This window comes from Streptomyces cathayae (genome assembly GCF_029760955.1).
Lineage (GTDB): Bacteria > Actinomycetota > Actinomycetes > Streptomycetales > Streptomycetaceae > Streptomyces > Streptomyces cathayae.
In genome coordinates this window covers 3754327-3778075 of record NZ_CP121682.1, presented here as the reverse complement: position 1 = coordinate 3778075, position 23749 = coordinate 3754327, and the positions used below count along the sequence as shown (strand labels likewise).

Genomic DNA, 23749 nt, shown 5'->3' with positions numbered 1-23749 from the left:
AGGTCTGTGTTCGTGGGCCGTCGGCTCGAGGCCCGTGTCCGCCCGCCTCGGAGCCGTTCCCGTGCGGGCGTCGATGCCCCGGGTGTGCAGGCCTGCCCTTCCTTGCGCGTAAGGAGCGGATAAGAGTTGAGTCTGCCCGACTCAGCTCTGTTGACCCCGCGCCGGACGTCAGGCATGCTTGAGTCTGTTCCACTCAAGTCAGCTGGAGGAATCGAAATGGCACGTGCGGTCGGCATCGACCTGGGCACGACTAACTCCGTCGTCAGCGTTCTGGAAGGCGGTGAGCCCACCGTCATCACCAACGCTGAGGGCGCCAGGACCACGCCTTCCGTCGTCGCCTTCGCGAAGAACGGCGAGGTGCTGGTCGGTGAGGTGGCCAAGCGCCAGGCCGTGACCAACGTCGACAGGACCATCCGGTCGGTCAAGCGCCACATGGGCACCGACTGGAAGATCAACCTGGACGGCAAGGACTTCAACCCGCAGCAGATGAGCGCCTTCGTGCTCCAGAAGCTGAAGCGGGACGCCGAGGCGTACCTGGGCGAGAAGGTGACCGACGCGGTCATCACCGTCCCGGCGTACTTCAACGACGCGGAGCGCCAGGCGACCAAGGAGGCCGGCGAGATCGCCGGCCTGAAGGTGCTGCGCATCGTCAACGAGCCGACGGCCGCCGCCCTGGCGTACGGCCTCGACAAGGACGAGCAGGTCATCCTGGTCTTCGACCTCGGTGGCGGTACGTTCGACGTCTCGCTGCTGGAGATCGGTGACGGCGTCGTCGAGGTGAAGGCCACCAACGGTGACAACAACCTCGGTGGTGACGACTGGGACCAGCGCGTCGTCGACTACCTGGTCAAGCAGTTCCAGGCCGGGCACGGTGTGGACCTGGGCAAGGACAAGATGGCGCTCCAGCGCCTCCGTGAGGCCGCCGAGAAGGCCAAGATCGAGCTGTCCGCGTCCACCGAGACCACGATCAACCTGCCCTACATCACCGCCTCCGCCGAGGGCCCCCTGCACCTCGACGAGAAGCTGACCCGCGCCCAGTTCCAGCAGCTGACCGCGGACCTGCTGGAGCGCTGCAAGACGCCGTTCAACAACGTCGTCAAGGACGCCGGCATCGCGCTGTCCGAGATCGACCACGTCGTTCTCGTCGGTGGTTCCACCCGGATGCCCGCCGTCGCCGAGCTCGTCAAGGAGATGACCGGCGGCAAGGAGGCCAACAAGGGCGTCAACCCGGACGAGGTCGTCTCGATCGGTGCCGCGCTCCAGGCCGGTGTCCTCAAGGGCGAGGTCAAGGACGTCCTGCTGCTCGACGTCACCCCGCTGTCCCTCGGCATCGAGACCAAGGGCGGCATCATGACCAAGCTGATCGAGCGCAACACCACGATCCCGACCAAGCGCTCCGAGATCTTCACCACGGCCGAGGACAACCAGCCGTCGGTGCAGATCCAGGTCTACCAGGGCGAGCGCGAGATCGCGGCGTACAACAAGAAGCTCGGTATGTTCGAGCTGACCGGTCTGCCCCCGGCGCCGCGCGGCGTCCCGCAGATCGAGGTCTCCTTCGACATCGACGCCAACGGCATCATGCACGTCACGGCGAAGGACCTCGGCACCGGCAAGGAGCAGAAGATGACCGTCACCGGCGGCTCCTCGCTCCCCAAGGACGAGGTCGACCGCATGCGTGAGGAGGCCGAGCGGTACGCGGAGGAGGACCACCAGCGCCGCGAGGCCGCCGAGTCCCGCAACCAGGGCGAACAGCTCGTCTACCAGACCGAGAAGTTCCTCGCGGACAACGCGGACAAGGTTCCCGGCGAGATCAAGACCGAGGTCGAGGCCGCCGTCGCCGAGCTGAAGGAGAAGCTCAAGGGCGACGACGCCGCCGAGATCCGCACCGCCACGGAGAAGGTCGCCGCCGTCTCGCAGAAGCTGGGCCAGGCCATGTACGCCGACGCGCAGGCCTCCCAGGCCGCGGGCGGCGCCGGAGCCGACGCGGGTGCCGGCGGGGCCAGGGCGGACGACGACGTGGTCGACGCCGAGATCGTGGACGACGAGCGTAAGGACGGTGCGGCGTGACCGAGGAGACCCCGGGCTTCGACGAACAGTCGCAGCAGCCCGACGTCCCCTCAGGCGTTCCGGCCGACGACGCCGAGCCGAAGGCCGCCACCCCCTCCGCGGAGGAGGCGGCGGCCCCGGCCGGGGACTCGAGTCCCGATGCCGGGCTGGTGGCCCAGCTGGACCAGGTGCGTACGGCGCTCGGTGAGCGCACCGCGGACCTCCAGCGGCTCCAGGCCGAGTACCAGAACTACCGCCGCCGGGTCGAGCGCGACCGGATCGCGGTCAAGGAGGTCGCCGTGGTGAACCTCATGACCGAGCTCCTGCCCGTGCTCGACGACGTCGGTCGCGCACGGGAGCACGGCGAACTGGTCGGCGGGTTCAAGTCCGTCGCCGAGTCGCTGGAGGCGACCGTGGCGAAGATGGGCCTGCAGCAGTTCGGCAAGGAGGGCGAGCCCTTCGACCCGACGATCCACGAGGCCCTGATGCACTCCTACGCCCCGGACGTCACCGAGACGACGTGCGTGGCGATTCTGCAGCCCGGGTACCGCATCGGTGAGCGCACCATCCGCCCCGCGCGGGTGGCCGTGGCCGAGCCGCAGCCGGGTGCCCAGCCGGGCAAGCCGGCCGAGGAGGAGACCGAGGCGGCTGCGGACGAAAAGGAGACCGGTGGCCCCCAGGAGGGCTGACGCCTCAGCGGGCGTGAGGAAGCCGGGGCGGGCCGGGCAGGCAGGACCTGCCGGGCCGCCCCGGCGGGCAAGGAAGGAGGGACGTCGGGGATGAGTACCAAGGACTTCATCGAGAAGGACTACTACAAGGTCCTCGGCGTGCCTCAGGACGCCACCGAGGCCGAGATCAAGAAGGCGTACCGGAAGCTCGCCCGCGAGTACCACCCGGACGCCAACAAGGGCAACGCCAAGGCGGAGGAGCGGTTCAAGGAGATCTCCGAGGCGAACGACGTCCTCGGCGACCCCAAGAAGCGCAAGGAGTACGACGAGGCCCGGTCGCTCTTCGGCGGCGGTGGCTTCCGGCCGGGTCCGGGGGCGGGCGGCGCCGGGTCGTTCAACTTCGACCTGGGTGACCTCTTCGGAGGCGGCCAGGGCGGGCAGGGCGGCCAGGCCGGCGCCGGCGGGTTCGGCGGCGGGATAGGTGACGTCTTCGGCGGGCTGTTCAACCGCGGCGGCACCGGCACCACGCGCACCCAGCCCCGGCGCGGCCAGGACATCGAGTCCGAGGTCACCCTGAGCTTCACCGAGGCCATCGAGGGGGCGACGGTCCCGCTGCGGATGTCCTCCCAGCAGGCCTGCAAGGGCTGTTCGGGCACCGGCGACAAGAACGGCACACCGCGCGTGTGCCCGACCTGCGTCGGCACCGGGCAGGTCGCCCGGGGCAGCGGCGGGGGCTTCTCGCTCACCGACCCGTGCCCGGACTGCAAGGGCCGGGGCCTGATCGCGGAGAACCCCTGCGACATCTGCAAGGGCAGCGGCCGGGCCAAGTCCTCGCGGACGATGCAGGTGCGCATCCCGGCGGGTGTCAGCGACGGCCAGCGGATCCGGCTGCGCGGCAAGGGCGCACCGGGCGAGCGCGGCGGTCCGGCGGGCGACCTGTACGTCGTCGTGCACGTCGGCAGTCACCCGGTGTTCGGCCGCCGGGACGACAATCTCACCGTCACCGTCCCGGTCACCTACCCGGAGGCGGCCCTCGGCGGGGAGATCCGCGTCCCGACGCTCGGCGGTCCGCCGGTCACGCTGAAGCTGCCTCCCGGCACGCCCAACGGGCGGACCATGCGGGCCCGCGGCAAGGGAGCGGTCCGCAAGGACGGCTCGCGCGGCGATCTGCTGGTCACCGTGGAGGTGAGTGTTCCCAAGGACCTGCCGGGGAAGGCTCGTGATGCACTGGAGGCGTATCGCGAGGCGACCGAGGGTGAGGATCCGCGGGCGGAGCTGTTCCAGGCCGCGAAGGGAGCTTGATGGAGATGGACGGCCGTCGACGCAATCCGTACGAACTGACGCAGGACACACCGGTCTACGTCATTTCGGTGGCGGCTCAGCTCTCCGGTCTGCATCCGCAGACCCTGCGCCAGTACGACAGGCTGGGGCTGGTCTCGCCGGACCGTGCCGCCGGCCGGGGCCGCCGCTACTCGGCCCGTGACATCGAGCTGCTCCGTCAGGTGCAGCAGCTGTCGCAGGCGGAGGGCATCAACCTGGCCGGCATCAAGCGCATCATCGAACTGGAGAACCAGGTCGCCGCGCTGCAGGCCCGGGTGGCGGAGCTGGAGGGCGCGCTGGACGGCGCGGCGGCGACCATGCGGCAGCGCGAGGCCGCGGTGCACGCGTCGTACCGCCGGGACCTGGTGCCGTATCAGGAGGTGCAGCAGACCAGCGCGCTGGTGGTGTGGCGGCCGAAGCGTCAGCAGCAGCCCGACTGACCCGACCGACCCGGCCGGGTGGTTCGGCCAGGTGGTCCGGCTGACGGGAAAGTTCCGTTTGGCCGAAAAGTGAAGTGTCCTGAAGGGCCTGGAGGTTCGTCCGAACCTCCAGGCCCTTCACGTGTGTGCACGCGGCTGACATCCCCTCACTCCCCGTCCCGTGCGCCCCGCGCACGCCTGTGATCAGCGGATGTGTGCTTCTCCAGGGGATCTGTGCGAGTCTTTCGCCGGCCCCTCACGACTTCAGCGCACCGTGTCGTGTTCATCTCGTTAAGTAGTTGCTCTTGACGCCAGTGGTGGCTGAAGCGTTGGCTTTTCAGTCACATGGGCCGCAATGTTGTGCCCACGCCCAAAACGCACCTGAAGTGAGCCCTCGCATGCGTCGTATCGCCATATCAGTGGCCGCCACCTCGATGTCCGTCATGCTTGCCGGTTGCGGAGTGATCAACGCGACAGGGAGTAGCGACGACGCGAGCCCCACGAAGGGGAACGACATCACGGTCGGACTCCTGCTCCCGGAGAAGGCCAACACCCGGTACGAGCAGTTCGACTACCCCATCTTCAAGAAGAAGGTGGAGTCGCTCACCAACGACAAGGGGAAGGTCGCCTACGCCAACGCCGAGGCGGACGCCGACAAGCAGTCGAGCCAGATGCAGCAGATGATCGACGACAGGGTCGACGTCATCGTGCTGGACGCGGTCGACTCGAAGGCCATCGCCGAGGACGTGAAGAAGGCCAAGGACGCAGGCATCCCGGTCATCGCCTACGACCGGCTGGCCGAGGGCCCGATCGACGCGTACATCTCCTTCGACAACGAGCTGGTCGGCGAGGTCCAGGGCCGTTCCCTGCTGGAGAAGCTCGGCGGCGACGGGGCGGCCACCAGCAAGATCGTCATGATGAACGGCTCCCCGACCGACCCGAACGCCAAGCAGTTCAAGGCGGGCGCGCTGTCGGAGCTCAAGGGCAAGGTCACCATCGCCAAGTCCTACGACACCGAGGACTGGTCGCCGGAGAACGCCGAGGCCAACATGGTCGAGGCGATCAACGCGATCGGCAAGGACGACATCGCCGCCGTCTACTCGGCCAACGACACCATGGCGGGCGCCATCGTCAAGGCGCTCAAGAACGCCGGTGTGACCGAGCTGCCCCCGATCACCGGCCAGGACGCCGAACTGGCGGGAGTGCAGCGGATCATCGCGGGCGAGCAGTTCATGAGTGTCTACAAGTCCTACCCGCTGGAGGCCGACAACGCCGCGGAGATGGCCGTGGCGCGGGTCCAGGGCAAGGGCATCCAGTTCGACGCGCTGACCCGTGAGCGGGTGGACAGCCCCACGGACAAGGACATCCCGGCGCAGCTCGTGCCCGTGGTGGCCCTGACGAAGGACAACATCAAGAACACGGTCATCTCCGACGGGTTCTACAAGGTGGCGGACATCTGCACGGCGCAGTACAAGGAGGCGTGCGACGCGGTCGGCCTGAAGTGACATTGGACGGCCTCCCGCGTCGCCCGGCCCGCGATCCGGTGACGCGGGAGGCCGTTGCTGTTCGGCCGTCCCGTCCTCGGGAGGCCGCAGCTCTCACCGATCGGCACGTCCTTGCGCCGTGCCTGCCAGGGTGATGATCCGGAGCAACCACTCGGCGGGGCCGTGCCGAAACCGCCGCGACCATGCGTCGCTGATCGCGAGTTGAACGCCGTACACGGCGCACACCAGCACCATCAGCGCGGCCGTGCCCATGCGCCCGTAGAGGGAGAAACCGTAGGCGGTGGCGAGGACGGTCAGGACCACGGACTGCGTCAGGTAGTTCGTCAGCGCCATCCGGCCCGCCGGGGCGAGCCACCGCCGGGCCCCGTCTCCCCACGGCGAACGGAGCAAGAGCAGCAGCAGGCAGGCGTAAGCACACGTCAGGGCGGGAGCCGTCAGTATTCCCACGCCGAGTCCCAGGTACTGCCACCGCTCATCGAGCGGCCCCACCGAGGCGGATGCGAAGAAGAGCGCTCCCGGCACCCCGACGATCAGTCCGACGGCGGCGCCCCGGACCAGCCGGGAACGGGACGTGCCGTCGCGGGAAAGCAGGTTCCGCTTGCCTGCGGCCAGCCCGAGGAGGAAGGCGGCGAAAACCCCGGGAGCCATGATGAGAACACCGAGGACGGCATCCGGCAAGCGGTCCAGATTCGCTTGGAGGACCGTGCCCGCATCGCCGCGGTAGGCGCTCACGGCTTCTGCGATCTTCTCCTTCTCGGCGCCACCTCCGCCTGGGTCGAATGCCGCGAGTGCGCCCAGGCCCATCAGGGCGAGACCGAAGACCCCGTAGATCCAGACGGCGCTCCTCACCGCGGTGGCCGGTGTGATCCGCCCGGCGCACAGGAGGAGCAGCCCGAGCAGGCCGTAGGTCATGAGGATGTCGCCGTTGTACAGCAGCACGGCGTGCGCCAGGCCCAGCACCAGCAGGCCCAGTGACCGGCGCAGGAAACGTGGTGTGAAGTCCGCGTTCTCCCGGTCGGCCGAGGCCTTCTGGAGGGTGAAGCTGTAGCCGAACAGGAACGAGAACAGCAGGTAGAACTTGGTGGCGGCCAGTGCCGTCACCAGCCACATGGCGAAACCGTCCACAAAGGCCGCGCCGGGCTCGCGGATCCCCTCCGACGCATAGGGGTCCATGATCTGCGTGCTGTTGACCATGAGGATCCCCAGCAGGGCCAGTCCCCGGAGCGCGTCCACGGCAGGCAGACGTCGTGTGGACACCGATGTGCTCGGGCGGCTCACGAGACCGCCCGCCGCCGGTAGCCCAGCCAACCACAGCACGCGAGAACGGTCGCGTAGAAGCAGAATGTGCTCAGACCCGTCAAGGGGGCCAGGTCGCTGCCGATCAGCGCCTCGGTGAACCCGTCCGGTTGCTCCGCACCGTTCATCGCCGCCCGGGCGGCTGCGAACGGGAGCCACGACCGGACCTCGTCGGCACCTGTGACCGATGCGACGGCCAGGCCGAACATCCGCTCGAGGAGAAGCGGCCACAGGGCGATGGAGAGCACCGTCACCAGTCGGCTTCGGACCAACGCAGCCAGGCCTCCGGCCAATACCGGCAGGAACGTCATGATGATCAGGTATCTCAGCAGGGGGCCGGAGGCCGCCGACCAGTCGGGTTGTGGCAGTCCTCGCACGGCAAGGGCGGTCGAGCCTGCGCCGATGCTGATGCCGAGGCCAACGGTGGAACCGGTCAGCGCGCCCAGCGCACCCACGAGGAGCTTGGCCGTATATGACAGGCCACGGCCACCCACCGTCAACCAGGCCGTGCGCGCCGTCTGGTGCCTGAACTCCGAAGCGATCGGGCCGGTTCCGAACACGAACACCAAAAGCCAAGCACTGAGGGGGAGTTGCATGGCAATTGCGTTGAACTGCAGTGTCTCGACGAGCCGGGCGACGTCGACGAAGGGCTGACCTCCTCCCTCCGGCTCGCCGGCCTCCATCGGGAGCAGCACGCCGTTGAGCAGAGCCAGAACGGTCAGCGCCCCCAGCACCGCCCAGGTCGAGCGCAGGCCCTTCAACCTCAGCCATTCGAAGTTCAGAGCCCGTTTGAGCGCGGTCCCGGCCGGGGGGACGACCGGGACCGCGCGGTCATGGGAGGCGGTGTCCGCCTTGTCGGTCATCAGGGACCTCATCGGCTCTCGAACTCCTGATCGGCGACGGACAGGTAGAACTCCTCCAACGAGGTCAGTCGTTCGTCCAACCAGTGCAACGGCACCGAGTGTTCGGCCGCCAGGTCCCCGACCTGGAACCTCGACAACCCTGTGATGCCGGCGGTACCGGGACCGGTGACCTTGAGGGTCCCGCCTTGTTGCTCGACCAGTTGAGTCAACTTGTCCAGTGCGGGGCTCTGAACGCCGACTCGTCCGTGAGCGATCCCGGAGAGCTCTGCCATGGATGTGTCGGCGACGACTCGGCCCCTCGCCAGGACGACGACCTCGTCGGCCAACTGCTCCATCTCGGCCAGCTGATGGCTCGACACCAGAACGGCACGACCGTCGTCGGCGAAGTCCCGGAGGAAGACACGCAGCCAACGCACGGAGTGCGGGTCGAGTCCGTTGGTCGGCTCATCGAGGATCAGGACACGGGGATCGCCGAGGAGCGCCTGCGCGATCGCCACGCGCTGACCCATGCCGAGGGAAAGACGCCCGAGGCGCAGCCCGGCGGCCTCCTGCATGCCGACCCTGCTCAAGACCTCGTCCTCACGTGTACCTGGAACGCCGATGCCGGCGGCCACCATCCTCAAGTGCATCCGCACCGAGTGCTCGGGGTGTCCGGCGACGCCGCCGAGAACTGCGCCGACCACCTCGGCCGGAGCACGCCACTGAGCGAGGGAGCGCCCCATGAAAAGCGTTTCGCCGCTCCCCGGCAACAGACCGAGCATCATCCGGATGGCCGTGGTCTTTCCCGCCCCGTTCGCCCCGAGGAATCCGGTCACCCGGTGCGGGAACAATTGCAGGCAAACGCCGGAAAGAACTCGGTGTCCGCGGAAATCTTTGGTCAGTCCCTGGGCGGTCACCAAAGGCGACGGGGCTTTCAGGTCAGCCATGGTTCAACCAGAAGAGAAATCCGGACACGATGAGCAGGGTGAATGAAAACAGGGCGCCGATGCCGAGCCTTTCCCGCCGTACCAGACACCAGAGGCTCATGCTCACGGGCGGAATCCAGCCGCAGTAGTAGAGGACCCAGCCGACCGTTCTTGCGTTCTCGGTGCGGATGAAAACAAACAAAATGAAAGAAGCGCAGACGAACAACGCCGCCATTCCCCACATGTTGTCCGCGACTGTCTGTCCGATCGGCTTCTTCATATGTTCCTCCCCCTCTAGAGCGGGGCTCCTCCCCGAGACCTGGGAGGAGCCCCGCTTCGTTCGATCAGATGACCTGCTGGGCCAGCCAGGCGATCAGCTCAGTGATGATGTAGCTCGGCGACGCCTTGATCGCCCACTTCACAGGATTGAGGTTCGAAAGGCTGTTGACCCACTTGTCGAAGGCGGCCTTCCCCTTCTTCGCGGCCTTCACGGCTTCCTTGAACAGCGGCTTGCTCTTCTTGAGCAGCTCCTTGAGCGCGCTGAGCTTGCCCTGCGCGACCCGCTCCCCCTCCGCACGGGCCGAGGCCTCGGAGCTGAGCTCGACCTCGGGATACACCTCCACCGCGGCCGCCGGCGCGGCGACACCGTGCGACGACGCGACAGCGGCAACGGTCCGCTGAGCGGAAACGGCCGACGCTGCGGGTGCAGCCACACCCAGAGCCACAGCGGCGACCACCGAAGCGGCGACCGCGCGTGTCTTCTTGTGCATAGTTCCTCCCCTTAATTCCATTGAGGCGCCCAAGGCGGGTCGCCCGGTCGGCCTGTCCGGCCGACGGGAATAAAGGTGCCGCACAGAAGGCTGTTCTGCCCATTGGACCTTGGGGCATAGCCCTTAAGGGCACTCCTCGAAGAAGCGGCTGCCTTCTCTGTGCAGATTGGAGATCAAAGCTGCTTCGAGCCGCGTTTGAATGTTCAGCTTTCGCATCAGATTTGTCAGATGCGCTTTTGCGGTGCGTTCCGCTATGCCGAGCCGTCTGGCGATCACGCGATTGGACGGGCCGTCAGCGAGAAGTGCGAGGACCTGGCGCTCCCGGTCCGTCAGTTGGTCGAAGTCGAAATTCTGTGAGGCGCGGAGACGGCCTGCTGTTTCCTGGGCTGTTCCGGCGCCGCTGGGCGCGACGTCGCTCTTCGTCCTGTGGTCCTCCTCGGAAGAAATTGGCAAACCAGCTTTGCTGGCCGAATTTTTGACATCCCACCTGGTCACAGTGGTTTCCCCTCCCCGTGGTGCGTCGGTGCAGCGGCTGTCGCCGTGGTCGCGGCGGCGCCAGGTACCCGACGGAATCCCTGAGTGATCATCGACCATCGCACCACCACGTGCCCGGACGCCACCCTCATCTTGTTGCAATGAGGCATTCAGTGGGGGTTGATATACGGTGATTAAAATCCTGAAAAGGGGTGTCCGTGTGACCGAGCCGTGTTGCGGAGCCGGGTGCGGCCGCGCATAGTGGCGCATCGGAAAGTGGCGGACCAGGGGGTGGGACGGGGCGATGGCCGGGCGCGGGACGGACGAGCATCCGCACGGTGCTGACCGGCTGTGCGACTCCGGGGACCGCGTGTACTCCCGGGCCGTACGGCGCGGCCGGGTGCCGCGCCGGGACGCGGCGCCGGTGCCCTGTCTGCTGGAACTCGCCCTGCTGCACCCGGACCCGGACGACATGGACTGGCTGGTGCCGACCGCCCCGCAGGAGGTCATGACGCGGCTGCTGCGCGGGATGTACGAGGAGGTCAGCGCGAGCCGGCGCCGGGTGGGCTCGGTCGTCGCGGCGTTCGAGTGGTACACCGGCCTCGGCCCCCAGCCGCCCGCCTCCCCCTCGGCCAGGGAGGGCCCGGCGATCCGGGTGCTGGACGGGCTGGCCCGCATCCAGGCCGCGATGGACGAGGCGACGCAGGCGTGCACCACCGAGGTGCTCACCGTCCAGCCGGGCGGTATCCGGCGTGAGGCGGAGCTGTCGGAGGGCCTGCACCGGGCGACGGCGCTGCGCGGGCGGGGGGTGCGGATGCGGGACCTCTACACGCATGTGGCCCGGCACGGCCAGGGCCTGCACACCTACCTGGAGCTGATGGGCGACGCGGTGGAGGCGCGGACCCTGGACGAGGTGACCGAGAGGCTGATCCTGTTCGACCGCACGGTCGCCTTCATCCCCGCCAACTCCGAGCGCACCATGGCGCTGGAGCTGCGCCACCCGGCGCTGGTGGAGTACCTGGGCACGGTCTTCGAGCGCCTGTGGCGCCTCGCCATCCCGCTGACCGCCCCGCTGCCCGACACCGGCATCGAGGGCATCTCGCACCGGGAGCGGTCCATCGCGGCGCTGCTGGCGGAGGGCCACCAGGACGCGGTGATAGCGGAACGCCTCGGCATCAGCGTGCGCACCTGCCGGGCGCACATCGCCCGTCTCTCGGAGACGCTGGGCGCGGCGAGCCGTACGCAGCTGGGGGTGCGGATCGCGCAGGCGGGCCTGGACGGGGCGCGGGGGCCGGCGGTCACTCTGCCCGGTCGAGAATTCCGGACTGCCCGATGAGATAGCCCAGCTGCGCCCGGCTCCGACTGCCCAGCGTCGAGGCGAGCTTGGCGATGTGGACACGGGCGGTGCGGACGTTCATGCCGAGGCGGTCGGCGATGACGGCATCCGTGTGGCCTTCGACGAGGAAGCGGGCGATCGCCCGCTGGCGGGCGGTGATGCCGTTGAGGGACGGCGGCTGGACGGCTCGGGGGTGCATGGGGGTCGCCAGTCGCCAGAAGCGGTCGAACATGTTGACCAGATAGGTGATGACGGCCGGGTGCCGGATCTCCAACGCGACGCTGCGTTCTGCTTCTCGGTCACCGGGGATGTAGGCGACCGTCCCGTCGATGATGATCAGGCGGCCGGCGACCTCGTCCAGGGTGCGTGCCTGAGCGTCGCCCTTCAACTGCTCGTAACGGGCGACGACCAGGGGTATGTGCCGCTGCGTATGCGGGTAGAGCACGCGGATCCTGCCGCCGCGGTCGAGGAACTCCTGGTCACGAACCATGGCCGCGGCCTGAGCCGTTCTCGCGTCCTCGGACGTGTGGTAATGGATGTGGGGCTGTATGCAGAGGAGCTCCGTCGTCCCTTCCCCCAGCGCCTCGGCGACGGCGCCGTTGATCCGCTCCTGGCCGTTGAGAACACTGAGCGTGGGAGCTCCCGTCTCCTCCGCGCACGGTTCACCGATCCGTATGAGCTGCTGGAAGACCTCGGTCAGCCGTTCTTCCCGCCGCCGCTGGGCCGCGACGCGTTCTCCGGAAAATCGCAGCAGTCGGTGCAGGGCGACCGTCGGCGGGACGGGCACCAGCCGGCCGGGGTCGTCAAGGGAGGGGCGGAGCAGCCCGGTGTCGACCGGGCAGGGCGTCTCGCGAGCCTCTTCGGCGGGCAGCGGACCGTCACGTAGTGCCCGGGCGTACAGTTCGGCGCCCGAGTCGCACAGTTCCTCCGCTTCGTGATCACGCGTGCATGCAGTCACGCCGGGCTTGCACCTCCTGGGCTTCACTGGTTTTGGTTGAGAATCCCCGACTGGGCGATCAGGTAACCGAGTTGGGCCCGGCTACCGCTCCCGAGGGCGGAGGCCAGCTTGGCTATGTGGGCACGGCAGGTGCGTACATTCATGCCGAGACGGCGTGCGATCGCCTCGTCGACGTGGCCCTCGACGAGCAGTTTCGCTATGGAATGCTGGATCTCGGTGATGCCGTCGGGGGCGGTCTCATAGGGAGCACCGGCACTGAGCGGGACGGCTCGGTTCCACATGAACTCGAAGACCTTGACCAGATAGCGGACCAGCCCGGGGTGGCGGAGTTCCAGGGCCACTTGCCGGTCCTCGCTGATGGGGATGAAGGCGACGGTCTCGTCACAGATGACGAGCCGTTCGACGAGTTCGTCGATGGTGCGGTACTCCACCTTGCCGTCGGTGAAGTGGTCGACGTAGGCGAGCCGGTCCGGACTGAACCGGGCGGTGTGCTGGTAGAGCGTTCGTATCCGCACTCCGCGTTCGATCAACGGCCTGTCCCGTTCCAGTGCTTCCAGAAGCCGGTTCTCGGGGCGGCGGTGGCCGCTCGGCTGCACCGTGAGCATCTCGGAGTGGCACTGGGCGGTCGCCAGGTCGAGTGCGGTGTTGATGCGGTCGAGGCCCTCCAGCACGGTGATGGAGTGGGGCGGACTGGTTTCCTGCGTGCTGATGTCCATGAATGGCTCGAAGGCCTCGGCGAGCGTGATGGACAGCCGGCGCCGTTCGGTGATCTCACGCTCGATGGGGTTGAGCCGCTGCGCCAGGGCCACCGACGGGGGCACCGGCCGCAGCCGGCTCGGGTCGTCGGGATCGGGGTGCAGGAGAGCAAGCTCCATCAGACAGGGGGCGATCTCGACGTCCGTGCGCAGTATGTGTCCGGCACGGAGGGCGTCCGCGTAGAGGCGGCTCCCCTCCAGACACAGCGTGGTCACGGAATGGGGATGTGTCGCCTTAGTTCCGTTTGTTGCCAAATCTCCACCCCCCAGGGTCCTGAACGTGCAGGAACATGATGCACCGATTGTGTGGCCATGACGTGCCCGAATGAGCCATCGTCTTATGTGACGGGGGATAGAGGGGACCTTCAAGTGAGGACGAAGCCGACTATGCGTAACAGAATGCTTCGCTCGGTGCTTGTCGCCGCTTTCTCCGCCGTTGTGGCTTTCGGCACGCTGGCCAGCCTCTCCGGCGCGGAGGGCGACGCGCACCATGTGGGCAGCACTCGGTCTTCCGTGGCCGTCGAGGGCGAGCCGCCGGTCTTCCCGGCCGACAGCACCTGGGACTGATAGCGATGACCACACCACCCGACGACCGTTCCTTCCGCCGCGAGATGGCCACCGCCTACCGATCGGGCTGGCACTTCATCGACCTGGTCACCGCCATCCCCCACAGCGGTGACTCGTTGATGGTGACCGTGTTCGGTGAGCCGGTCGTGGTCACGCGCGACGAGGACGGGGACGTGCGGGCGTACCGGTGCCTGCGGCGCCCTCGGGGGGCGCCGCAGCCCGTGCGGTGTGCCATCCGGTACGGAATGATCTTTGTGAACCTCGACCAGCGGGACCATGAGCAGATGGAGTCCGACTCCCCTGCCCACCGGACCGTCTCGGCCACCCCCCGCAGTGCCTGACGCGATTCCCCCGTCGTAAAAGATCGCGCAGGTGCTTCCCCCGCAGTGGCGTCACCGTGACCTGAACACGGTGACGCCACTGCAGTTTTAGGGGACATCTACGGGTATCGGACGATCGCCCGATGGCCGGAACTCGACGCCCGACGGTCCGGACGGCCCTCGCCCGCCCGCTCGCCCCTCCGCGTCATCCGCGCCCCATCGCACGGGTGAGCGTGATCTCGATGGCGACCCGGGACGGGTTCGGCGACGGCTGCCGTCCGTAGCGTTCCGCGTACCGCCGCTCCGCCTCCTCGACGTGCTCCCGCTCGGAGCGGACCACGGCCCGCCCCTCCAGCGTCGCCCATCGCCGGCCGTCCACCTGGCAGACCGCGACGGCCGCGCCCTCCGGCCCCGCCGCCAGCACATGGCGCACCTTCGCGCTCTCCTTGTTCGTGATCACCCGAGCAAGCCGTGCCCCGGGGTCGTAGGTCACTCCGACGGGTACCAGATGCGGGGTGCCGTCCGGGCGGAGGGTGGTCAGCGTGCACAGGTGCCGTTCGCGCCAGAAGCTGAGATACGGGGCGTCCGGATCGCCCGGATCCACCGAGTACGAGTGGTTCATGACCCCGGAACCTAGCCCCTGCTGCACTCCCGCTCCCGCCTTGAGTGGAATAGACTCAAGTTTGTGTACGCTGACCGAGTCAGCCAGGCCGGGCTGCCGAGCCGGCCATGAGGACCGCTGCACGGTCGTCGCAAGGAGGAGAACGGACACGTGGACGCCGAGCTGACCAACCGGAGCCGGGAAGCGATCAACGCCGCCGGGAACCGGGCCGTGACCGAGGGGCACCCCGACCTCACCCCCGCCCATCTGCTGCTCGCCCTGCTGCAGGGCCAGGACAACGAGAACATCACGGACCTGCTCGCCGCGGTCGACGCCGACCAGGCGGCCGTACGGGCCGGAGCCGAGCGCGTCCTCGCCGGCCTGCCGAGCGTCACCGGGTCCACCGTCGCGCCGCCCCAGCCGAACCGCGAGCTGCTCGCCGTCATCGCCGACGCCCAGTCCCGCGCGCGTGACCTGGGGGACGAGTACCTCTCCACCGAGCACCTGCTCCTCGGCATCGCCGCGAAGGGCGGCGCCGCCGGCGAGGTGCTGACGGGGCAGGGCGCCACCGCGAAGAAACTGCAGGATGCCTTTCAGCAGGCGAGAGGAGCACGCCGGGTGACGACAGCCGACCCGGAGGGCCAGTACAAGGCCCTGGAGAAGTTCGGGACCGACCTCACGGAATCCGCCCGCGAGGGCAGGCTCGACCCGGTCATCGGACGGGACCAGGAGATCCGGCGGGTCGTGCAGGTGCTCTCCCGCCGCACCAAGAACAACCCCGTCCTCATCGGTGAGCCCGGCGTCGGCAAGACCGCCGTCGTCGAGGGGCTCGCCCAGCGGATCGTCAAGGGCGACGTGCCCGAGTCGCTGAAGAACAAGCGGCTCGTCGCGCTCGACCTGGGGGCGATGGTCGCCGGGGCCAAGTACCGCGGTGAGTTCGAGGAGCGGCTGAAGACCGTCCTCGCGGAGATCAAGGAATCCGACGGGCAGATCATCACCTTCATCGACGAGCTGCACACGGTCGTCGGCGCGGGCGCCGGCGGCGACTCCGCCATGGACGCCGGCAACATGCTCAAGCCGATGCTCGCCCGCGGTGAACTGCGCATGGTCGGCGCCACCACCCTCGACGAGTACCGCGAGCGGATCGAGAAGGACCCGGCGCTCGAGCGGCGCTTCCAGCAGGTGCTGGTCGCCGAACCGTCCGTCGAGGACTCCATCGCCATCCTGCGCGGCCTGAAGGGCCGCTACGAGGCCCACCACAAGGTCCAGATCGCCGACAGCGCCCTGGTGGCCGCCGCCACCCTCTCCGACCGCTACATCACCTCCCGCTTCCTGCCCGACAAGGCCATCGACCTCGTCGACGAGGCGGCTTCCCGCCTCCGTATGGAGATCGACTCCTCGCCCGTCGAGATCGACGAACTCCAGCGCTCCGTCGACCGGTTGAGGATGGAGGAACTGGCGATCGGCAAGGAGACCGACGCCGCCTCCCGCGAGCGCCTGGAGAAACTGCGCCGCGACCTCGCCGACAGGGAGGAGGAACTGCGCCACCTCACCGCCCGCTGGGAGAAGGAGAAGCAGTCCCTCAACCGCGTCGGCGAACTGAAGGAGAAGCTCGACGACCTGCGCGGCCAGGCCGAACGGGCCCAGCGCGAAGGCGACTTCGACACCGCCTCCAAGCTCCTCTACGGCGAGATCCCGGCCCTGGAGCGCGACCTGGAGGCCGCCTCCGAGGCCGAGGAAGAGGTTGCCAAGGACACCATGGTCAAGGAGGAGGTCGGCGCCGACGACATCGCCGACGTCGTCGCCTCCTGGACCGGCATCCCCGCCGGCCGCCTGCTGGAGGGCGAGACGCAGAAGCTGCTGCGCATGGAGGAGGAGCTGGGCAAGCGGCTCATCGGCCAGCTCGAGGCAGTACGGGCGGTCTCCGACGCCGTGCGCCGCAGCCGCGCCGGGATCGCCGACCCGGACCGGCCCACCGGTTCCTTCCTCTTCCTCGGCCCCACCGGCGTCGGCAAGACCGAACTGGCCAAGGCGCTCGCCGACTTCCTCTTCGACGACGAGCGGGCGATGGTCCGCATCGACATGTCGGAGTACAGCGAGAAGCACAGCGTGGCCCGCCTGGTCGGCGCCCCGCCCGGCTACGTCGGCTACGAGGAGGGCGGCCAGCTGACCGAGGCCGTGCGCCGCCGCCCCTACAGCGTGGTGCTGCTCGACGAGGTGGAGAAGGCCCACCACGAGGTCTTCGACATCCTGCTCCAGGTCCTCGACGACGGGCGGCTCACCGACGGCCAGGGCCGCACGGTCGACTTCCGCAACACGATCCTGGTGCTCACGTCCAACCTGGGCAGCCAGTTCCTGGTCGACCCGATCAGCACCGAGGAGCAGAAGAAGGAACAGGTCCTGGAAGTGGTCCGGTCCTCCTTCAAGCCGGAGTTCCTCAACCGGCTCGACGACCTGGTCGTCTTCTCCGCGCTGACCAAGGCCGAGCTGGAGCGCATCGCCGCACTGCAGCTCGACCGGCTGGCCAAGCGCCTCGCCGAACGCCGGCTCACCCTGGACATCACCCCCGAGGCGCTGGCCTGGCTGGCGGAGGAGGGCATGGACCCGGCCTACGGCGCCCGTCCGCTGCGCCGGCTGGTGCAGACCGCTATCGGGGACCGGCTGGCCAAGGAGATCCTCTCCGGCGAGATCAAGGACGGCGACACGGTCCGCGTGGACCGCTCCGGCGAGGGCCTCCTGGTGGGCCCGGCCACGGGCAAGACGCTGTAGCGGTCCGGGGGCACCGGTCCGGCGGTCCGGTCTCCATGATCGACGAGATGTGATCACGGAGACCGGACCATGGCCGAAGCCCATCGGCCAGGCAGGTTGCCCGGCACGGGGCAAGAGAGAGAGGGTGGGGAATACGTCTGGTCCCACATCCACGGCCGGACGCCAGACGACCGCAGGAGAGTCCCAGCATGTCCATCGACCCGTCCTCGATTCCCAATTTCGGGGGCCAGCCCGAGCCGCAGCCCCAAGGACCGGCGGGCCCCGTCGTCCCGGATCAGGACCTCGTGAAGCAGCTCCTCGACCAGATGGAGCTCAAGTACGTCGTCGACGACGAGGGTGACCTCGCGGCGCCGTGGGAGCAGTTCCGCACCTACTTCATGTTCCGTGGGGAGGACGACCAGCAGATCTTCTCCGTGCGGACCTTCTACGACCGCCCGCACCAGATCGAGGAGAAGCAGCAGCTGCTCGAGTCGATCGACGACTGGAACCGCCGCACTCTGTGGCCCAAGGTCTACACCCACACCCACGACGACGGCACCGTCCGTCTCATCGGTGAGGCCCAGACGCTGATCGGCATGGGCGTCAGCCTGGAGCACTTCGTCTCCTCGACGGTCAGCTGGGTGCGGGCCGCGATCGAGTTCGACAAGTGGCTCGTCGAGCAGCTCGGCCTGGAGCAGGAGATCGACGACGCGGAGAAGCCCGACGACGAGTAGGGAGCCCTTTTCCCCACGCGTACGCGTGAAGGAGCCCGGCCCCGGAGCGACCCCACGGTCACCCCGGAGCCGGGCTTCTTCGGTCTCCCCGCCGGACCGGCGCCGTCCGACCGCTTCTCACACGGGACGGCAGAGGGCGCGGTCGACGAGGTCGCGCAGAACCTCCTCCTGGCGGTCCGCCGTGCCCGCGTCTCCCGGGCGGCTGTGCACGGAGACGGTGACGCTGCGCCGGCCGTCCGTCGTGGTGGCGGCCCGGACGAGGTAGCCGAATCCGCTTCCCCCGTGACCGAGGTACCCGCCGCCGCAGGACAAGGGCGTGAAGAACAGCCCCAGGCCGCTTCGGGTGCCCGCCGGATGGTCACTGTCCCGGGGCATCGGGACGGTGGTCCGCATGACGGCGAGGGTGGCGGGTTCCAGCAGCCGGCCGCGGACCAGGGCGGTGAGGAAGCGGTTGAGGTCGCGGGCCGTGCCGGTCATCGCTCCGTCGGCCCCGAGGTCGAAGGGACGGTAGGGGATCGTGGTGTCGACCATCGGACCGTCCGGGGTGAACTGCTGGTGGTTGGCCGCGTGCGGCTGCGGCAGGAAGGGCCGGGTGCCGGGGATGTCCGTGTGCCGCAGTCCGAGGGGGCGCAGGACGCGGTCGCGGACCTCCTGCTCCCAGGAGCGGCCGGTGACCTTCTCGATGATCATCCCGGCGAGGACGTAGTTCGTGTTGGAGTACTCCCAGTCCGTTCCCGGCGGGAAGGCGGGCTCGTGGCGCATGGCCAGGGCGACCAGCTGCGCGGGCCGGTAGGCGTGCCGGCGGTGGGCGTAGTACGTCGCGGCGCTGTACTCGGGGAACACGTCGGCCGTGTAGTCGTACAGTCCGCTGGTGTGCTGCAGCAGGTCGCGGAGCGTGATCGCATCGCCGTCGTTGCCGGCGCCGGTCACCACCCCGGGCAGTAATCGCTCCACCGTCCGGTCGAGCGACAGCCGCCCCTCGTCCACCAGTTGCAGCACGACGGTCGCGACGAACGTCTTGGTGACACTGCCCAGACGCAGATGGCCGTCCTCGGGAACCGGACGGCCACTGACCAGGTCCCCCACACCGGAGCGGGCGGTGACGGTCCCCCGGGGAGTCTCCAGCCGGACCGAGACCCCCGTGACCCCGGCATCACGCAGCGCGTCGGCGCCCTGCTGCACGGACCGGTCCCCGGCCGAAGGAGGCGGCACGGACGGCGAGGCCACGGCGGGCGGGACGGCCGACACAGCCAGCGCCAGGACAGCGGCGGACAACGACAATCGACGAAGAACCATGCCCCGAGGCTAGGAACAACCCGCCCCACCGCCCATCCGGCCGACCCCCCGCCGCATCGGGGGCCACCGGGATGGACACGGGCCCGGAAGAAACCAGAGCCGTCCTGTCCCGGAAGCCGAAGGCCGTGGCAGCCAGGGCTGCTGCTCCGGGGTGTCCGCGCGTCACACACCGGGACGCGCCCGACACGGTGTCGACCACGGCCGTACACGCGGAGTGCGCCGAGGGGAATCCGACCACCGCGTCCCGGCTGTTTCCGGCTCTGATGACGCAGGCGGACGGCGCCAGGTCGCTTCTGCTCACGCTGTCCGACGCCGCTGCACCGGGCGCCAGGGAGGCTGTGCACCGAGCGATCGTTCCGTGGCGGGCGACTGCCCGCAACGACGCCGACCCCGGCCAGCTCGGGGCAGCACTCCGCCCGCTCGGTGATGTGGACTTCGGCCCGTCCGAGGTGAGCGAGTGAATTCAGGAAGGGCGACCGGGCGAGCGTCCCGCCGCTGAGTGGCTGGAATGTCATCCGCTGTCGCGTGTCAACCGGAACCGTCAACACCAGATGTGCGGCAGGCGTGCGACCAAGGAACGGAAGGGATTCGAACCGGAGTAGTGGGAACATGAAATCATCAGTGGGAGCCGGGGTCGCTATTCGGTCAGCCCGGAGACCTCGACCGTAATCCTGGTGTACGCCTTCACTCGACATCCGATGGACGCCGAATGGCCTCCGGTGCTTCACGTTCACCGGAAGGCGGAGTGATACCGGGCGGCCCTGCCCGACGCCCACCGATGACGGGATCTGCACTACGAAGCCCCACCGTGCTCCGTCCCGGTCCGTGTCCGGCGGCATCGCGTCCGCGATGCCGAGCGGAACCGACTCCAGCCCGGTGGTCCCGGTGAAAGTTGAACGGAGCGCCGATCGGAAATGGCCGACGTGGCGGCCTCACGGCCTGACACGAGGAAGACCTCCAAGGGAAACACCCCCGGCATCCCGTCGAAAGCCGCAGGCGGAGATCTCCCCTACCTCATGGCAGGTCCGGTGCTCACGGGTTTGGAAATACCGGCGATTCGGCCATGCAGCATATCCCGTCCAGCCACTTATCGAAGTACCGATCACGTCGGCTGCGGCTGCGGTACTGTGCAGTCGACCGCAAAACAAAAAGGGGAAAAGCATGTCTCGAATCGGAAGCATCTCCTCGCGCTTATGGACCGCCGCTGCGGCCCTGGCACTCACCGCGGGAACCGTTTTCCTGACCGCGAGTCCGGCGGCAGCCGACTACACCCAGTGCCCGTCCGGATCCTTCTGTGTGTGGGAGCAGTCCAGCTACCGGGGCGACTTCAGGCACTACACCTCGTCGAACCCCAATGTGGGCGACTACATGAACGACCGCATGACCTCGTACTGGAACCGCACCGGTAAGACGGTCAGCGTCTACGAGCACTCCAACTACGTCGGGTGCATGTTCACGGTCGCGCCGGGCGGCTCCGACGCGGCCGTGGCCTCGCACTTCAACGACAAGATGACGTCCCTTCGCGTCGGCAGCGGCTGCTGACACCACCCGGAGGACGGCGGTGCTCATGGAACCGAAGCAGTGAGCACCCCGTGAGCCCGACGCGCCCCCAGCCCGCACCGGGCTGGGGGCGCGATGTCAGGACGTCAGCCGAGCCGGGCGAGGCGGCTGGTGGCCTCGTGGAGGACGTCGTCCCTCTTGCAGAAGGCGAAGCGGACCTGGCTGCGGCCGGCTTGTGGGTCGTCGTAGAAGACGGAGTTGGGGACGGCGACGACGCCGCAGCGTTCGGGGAGGGCGCGGCAGAAGGCGTGGGCGTCCTTCTCGCCGAAGGGGGCGATGTCGGTGGTGATGAAGTACGTGCCCCGGGGGCGGTAGACCTCGAAGCCGGCGGCGCTCAGGCCCTTCGCCAGCAGGTCGCGCTTGCGCTGGTGGTCGGCTCGGAAGGCGTCGAAGTACGCGTCCGGCAGGGCGAGGGCCTCGGCGACGGCGTACTGGAAGGGGCCCGCGGAGACGTAGGTCAGAAACTGCTTGGCCGAGCGGACCGCGGTGACCAGGGCGGGGGTGCCCGTCACCCAGCCGACCTTCCAGCCGGTGAAGGAGAAGGTCTTGCCCGCGCTGGAGATGGTCACCGTGCGTTCCCGCATGCCGGGGAAGGTGGCCAGGGGGATGTGTTCGGCGTCGTCGAAGACCAGGTGCTCGTAGACCTCGTCGGTGATCACGAGCAGGTCGCGTTCGACGGCCAGCGCGGCGATCGCGGACAGCTCCTCGCGGGTGAGGACGGTGCCGGTCGGGTTGTGCGGGGTGTTGATCAGCAGCAGGCGGGTGCGGTCGGTGACGGCGTCGCGCAGCTCGTCGAGGTCGAGGCGGAAACGGCCCTCGCGGGGGCGCAGGGTGACCGGCACGCGGGTGGCGCCCGCCATGGCGATGCAGGCCGCGTAGGAGTCGTAGTACGGCTCCAGGGCGATCACCTCGTCGCCGGGTTCCAGCAGCGCGAGCAGGGCTGCGGCGATCGCCTCGGTGGCGCCGGCGGTGACCAGGACCTCCGTGTCGGGGTTGTACGACAGGCCGTAGCGGCGCTGCTGGTGCGCGGCGATCGCGGTGCGCAGCTCGGGGACGCCGGGGCCGGGCGGGTACTGGTTGCCGCGGCCGTCCCGCAGCGCCCGCACCGCCGCCTCCCTGATCTCCTCGGGGCCGTCGGTGTCGGGGAAACCCTGGCCGAGGTTGAGGGAACCGGTCCGCAGGGCCAGGGCGGACATCTCCGCGAAGATCGTGGTCCCGAACTCGGCGAGCCGGCGGTTCAGGAGGGGGCGCGCGCTGGAGGTCATACCGGTCATCCTGCGCCGAACCTCTGGAGTTCCTCAAGTCTGCTTTGGCTCGCGCGGGCAGCGGGCATCTCCCGTCCACACGCGTGAGCGAGGCACCCACGGGGGGCTGCTTCGGGGGATTCACGGGGGACGAAAGGACGGTGACGTCATGGTCATCGGCATCACCTTGGTTCTGCTCTTCGCGCTGGTCTTCGTGCTGTACAAGGCGTTCGCGGTGGCACCGGGGCGCCGTTCCGGCCGCCGGGCGGGGGCGTCCGGGAGCCGGCGCGGCAGTTGGTGGGCCGGGGATTCAGGGGGGAACTCCACCGGGGCAGGGGGGAGTCATGGCGGGGTGTCCTGCGGAAGTGACTCGTCCTCCGGCGGCTCGTCCTGCGGGGGCGGGGCGTCGTGCGGGGGCGGCGGCGGATGCGGTGGAGGCAGCTGACGGGGGGCGGCCCGCCTCCGTACGGGGGTGACGCGTCCGCGACGGTGGGGTCCGCGCCCAGGTGCGGGCCCCACCGTGCAGTGCGCCCGCGTACGCGCCCGCGTATGTGTCGGGTGTGCGCTGGGTTGAACAGGTGATCTGGAGAGCCCCCGGGGGGATGGAAAGCGCACGAAGTTGGGTAAAAACGCTGTGGCAGCACCACAGTTCGTGATTCCCTCTAAATCACCGACACAGCCCTCGGGCTCCCCGCGGATCCCCTTTCCGGCCGTCCGACCGGGCTGACGGGCCGAACTCCCCGGCGTGACCGGGGTGCGGCGGTCCCTCCATCTCCCTCTCCTGCCCCTCCTTGTCCGCTTGCGGAGCCGATTCATGCTCACGACTCTGACCACCTCCTACACCGACACGCGCGCGGCCGACCTCGCCTGGGCCCTGGGGCGCGAGCCGCTGCCCGCGCTGGCCACACTCGACCTCGAACTGACCGGGGCCAAGGTCCAGTTGAGGCTTCTCGGCGCGTCCCACCAGGTGCTGCTGGAAGAGGATCGGGGGGTCTGTTCGGAGACGGTGGCCTGCCTTCCGGGCAGCAGCACGCCCCTTCCGCTGGGCGTCGCCACACAGGTGGGCGACTGGGAGTACGAGTTCGCCGCCCATGTGGAGATGCTCTCCCCCGGCTCCTTCGGGGGCCGTGCACAGGAGTTGCTCGCCCTGGTCTCCGACCATCCGCACGGTCTCGCCGGGGTGTTCCCCGGGAGTCCGCACGCGTTCACCGCGATGCTCGCCCAGCGCCACGAGAGCCAGGTCCACTGGCGGACCTGGCACGCCTACCCCCAGGACGGCCAGCTGGTGATGACCCGGACGAGGGTGGGTGTACGGGTGAAGGCGGCCGTCTGAGGGGCGTCGCGAAGGTTCCGTCAGCATGAAA

The 23749-nt window shown here is 68.8% G+C and carries 23 protein-coding genes; 12 read left to right on the top strand and 11 right to left on the bottom strand.

Features of this window, described 5'->3' with window-relative positions; translation table 11 throughout:
- The first annotated feature begins 216 nt into the window (after nt 1–216).
- From dnaK to PYS65_RS17075, 5 genes are all read left to right on the top strand, one after another.
- The gene (gene dnaK / locus PYS65_RS17095) at nt 217–2067 is read left to right on the top strand and encodes a molecular chaperone DnaK (RefSeq protein ID WP_279334817.1); all 1851 of its coding nucleotides are present in this window, start codon (nt 217–219) and stop codon (nt 2065–2067) included.
- On the top strand, nt 2064–2735 hold the full coding sequence (grpE, locus tag PYS65_RS17090; RefSeq protein ID WP_279334816.1) for a nucleotide exchange factor GrpE: 672 nt from the start codon (nt 2064–2066) through the stop codon (nt 2733–2735). The genes dnaK and grpE overlap by 4 nt, the downstream gene beginning before the upstream one ends.
- Nucleotides 2736–2825: 90 nt before the next feature.
- A complete protein-coding gene (gene dnaJ / locus PYS65_RS17085) occupies nt 2826–4016 on the top strand; it encodes a molecular chaperone DnaJ (RefSeq protein WP_279334815.1) in 1191 nt (396 codons plus the stop codon).
- Nucleotides 4017–4021: 5 nt separating this feature from the next.
- Nucleotides 4022–4474, top strand: a complete 453-nt coding sequence (locus PYS65_RS17080) for a heat shock protein transcriptional repressor HspR (RefSeq protein WP_202280005.1) — start codon at nt 4022–4024, stop codon at nt 4472–4474.
- Between the two features lie 377 nt (nt 4475–4851).
- Nucleotides 4852–5958, top strand: a complete 1107-nt coding sequence (locus tag PYS65_RS17075; protein ID WP_279334814.1) for a sugar ABC transporter substrate-binding protein — start codon at nt 4852–4854, stop codon at nt 5956–5958.
- Nucleotides 5959–6051: 93 nt separating this feature from the next.
- Here the strand turns inward: PYS65_RS17075 and PYS65_RS17070 are convergent, their stop codons facing one another.
- The 6 genes from PYS65_RS17070 to PYS65_RS17045 all read right to left on the bottom strand — a co-directional run bounded on the left by PYS65_RS17070 (nt 6052) and on the right by PYS65_RS17045 (nt 10386).
- Nucleotides 6052–7191 (bottom strand): DUF418 domain-containing protein, encoded by a 1140-nt coding sequence (locus PYS65_RS17070; RefSeq protein WP_279334813.1) that lies wholly within the window; start codon nt 7189–7191, stop codon nt 6052–6054.
- A 41-nt stretch (nt 7192–7232) separates the two neighbouring features.
- Nucleotides 7233–8117 (bottom strand): hypothetical protein, encoded by an 885-nt coding sequence (locus PYS65_RS17065; RefSeq protein ID WP_279334812.1) that lies wholly within the window; start codon nt 8115–8117, stop codon nt 7233–7235.
- 8 nt (nt 8118–8125) lie between these two features.
- Nucleotides 8126–9043: an ABC transporter ATP-binding protein gene (locus PYS65_RS17060; RefSeq protein WP_279334811.1), complete on the bottom strand. Its 918-nt coding sequence runs from the start codon at nt 9041–9043 to the stop codon at nt 8126–8128.
- Entirely contained in the window at nt 9036–9302 is a 267-nt protein-coding gene (locus tag PYS65_RS17055; protein ID WP_279334810.1) for a hypothetical protein, read from the bottom strand. The genes PYS65_RS17060 and PYS65_RS17055 overlap by 8 nt, the downstream gene beginning before the upstream one ends.
- A 64-nt stretch (nt 9303–9366) precedes the next feature.
- The gene (locus tag PYS65_RS17050) at nt 9367–9792 is read right to left on the bottom strand and encodes a hypothetical protein (RefSeq protein WP_279334809.1); all 426 of its coding nucleotides are present in this window, start codon (nt 9790–9792) and stop codon (nt 9367–9369) included.
- Between the two features lie 123 nt (nt 9793–9915).
- Nucleotides 9916–10386, bottom strand: coding sequence for a helix-turn-helix domain-containing protein (locus PYS65_RS17045; protein WP_279334808.1), 471 nt, complete (start codon nt 10384–10386; stop codon nt 9916–9918).
- Nucleotides 10387–10570: 184 nt separating this feature from the next.
- Between PYS65_RS17045 and PYS65_RS17040 the strand changes: the two genes are divergently transcribed.
- Nucleotides 10571–11602 (top strand): helix-turn-helix transcriptional regulator, encoded by a 1032-nt coding sequence (locus PYS65_RS17040; protein ID WP_279334807.1) that lies wholly within the window; start codon nt 10571–10573, stop codon nt 11600–11602.
- Here the strand turns inward: PYS65_RS17040 and PYS65_RS17035 are convergent.
- Both PYS65_RS17035 and PYS65_RS17030 read right to left on the bottom strand, forming a co-directional pair.
- Complete coding sequence (locus PYS65_RS17035; protein ID WP_279334806.1) at nt 11565–12560, bottom strand: LuxR C-terminal-related transcriptional regulator; 996 nt, start codon at nt 12558–12560, stop codon at nt 11565–11567. The genes PYS65_RS17040 and PYS65_RS17035 overlap by 38 nt on opposite strands.
- Before the next feature lie 23 nt (nt 12561–12583).
- Entirely contained in the window at nt 12584–13570 is a 987-nt protein-coding gene (locus PYS65_RS17030; protein WP_279334805.1) for a helix-turn-helix transcriptional regulator, read from the bottom strand.
- A gap of 156 nt (nt 13571–13726) precedes the next feature.
- Here PYS65_RS17030 and PYS65_RS17025 point away from each other — a divergent pair, with 156 nt between their 5' ends.
- Both PYS65_RS17025 and PYS65_RS17020 read left to right on the top strand, forming a co-directional pair.
- Entirely contained in the window at nt 13727–13882 is a 156-nt protein-coding gene (locus PYS65_RS17025; RefSeq protein WP_423836098.1) for a hypothetical protein, read from the top strand.
- Between the two features lie 5 nt (nt 13883–13887).
- Nucleotides 13888–14223: a hypothetical protein gene (locus PYS65_RS17020; RefSeq protein ID WP_279334803.1), complete on the top strand. Its 336-nt coding sequence runs from the start codon at nt 13888–13890 to the stop codon at nt 14221–14223.
- Nucleotides 14224–14407: 184 nt separating this feature from the next.
- On the opposite strand, the gene PYS65_RS17015 is transcribed toward PYS65_RS17020, so the two are convergent.
- Nucleotides 14408–14824, bottom strand: a complete 417-nt coding sequence (locus PYS65_RS17015) for a pyridoxamine 5'-phosphate oxidase family protein (protein ID WP_279334802.1) — start codon at nt 14822–14824, stop codon at nt 14408–14410.
- 150 nt (nt 14825–14974) lie between these two features.
- On the opposite strand from PYS65_RS17015, the gene clpB reads away from it, so the two are divergent.
- Together clpB and PYS65_RS17005 are read left to right on the top strand one after the other, a co-directional pair.
- The gene (clpB, locus tag PYS65_RS17010) at nt 14975–17572 is read left to right on the top strand and encodes an ATP-dependent chaperone ClpB (protein WP_279334801.1); all 2598 of its coding nucleotides are present in this window, start codon (nt 14975–14977) and stop codon (nt 17570–17572) included.
- A gap of 188 nt (nt 17573–17760) precedes the next feature.
- Complete coding sequence (locus tag PYS65_RS17005; RefSeq protein WP_279334800.1) at nt 17761–18285, top strand: type III secretion system chaperone family protein; 525 nt, start codon at nt 17761–17763, stop codon at nt 18283–18285.
- Between the two features lie 117 nt (nt 18286–18402).
- Here the strand turns inward: PYS65_RS17005 and PYS65_RS17000 are convergent, their stop codons facing one another.
- Nucleotides 18403–19581: a serine hydrolase domain-containing protein gene (locus PYS65_RS17000; protein WP_279334799.1), complete on the bottom strand. Its 1179-nt coding sequence runs from the start codon at nt 19579–19581 to the stop codon at nt 18403–18405.
- Nucleotides 19582–20742: 1161 nt separating this feature from the next.
- Between PYS65_RS17000 and PYS65_RS16995 the strand changes: the two genes are divergently transcribed.
- Nucleotides 20743–21123, top strand: coding sequence for a peptidase inhibitor family I36 protein (locus PYS65_RS16995; RefSeq protein ID WP_279334798.1), 381 nt, complete (start codon nt 20743–20745; stop codon nt 21121–21123).
- Between the two features lie 104 nt (nt 21124–21227).
- On the opposite strand, the gene PYS65_RS16990 is transcribed toward PYS65_RS16995, so the two are convergent.
- A complete protein-coding gene (locus PYS65_RS16990; protein WP_279334797.1) occupies nt 21228–22415 on the bottom strand; it encodes a pyridoxal phosphate-dependent aminotransferase in 1188 nt (395 codons plus the stop codon).
- 784 nt (nt 22416–23199) lie between these two features.
- Here PYS65_RS16990 and PYS65_RS16985 point away from each other — a divergent pair.
- Nucleotides 23200–23718, top strand: coding sequence for a DUF2617 family protein (locus PYS65_RS16985; RefSeq protein WP_279334796.1), 519 nt, complete (start codon nt 23200–23202; stop codon nt 23716–23718).
- The last annotated feature ends 31 nt before the right edge of the window (nt 23719–23749 follow it).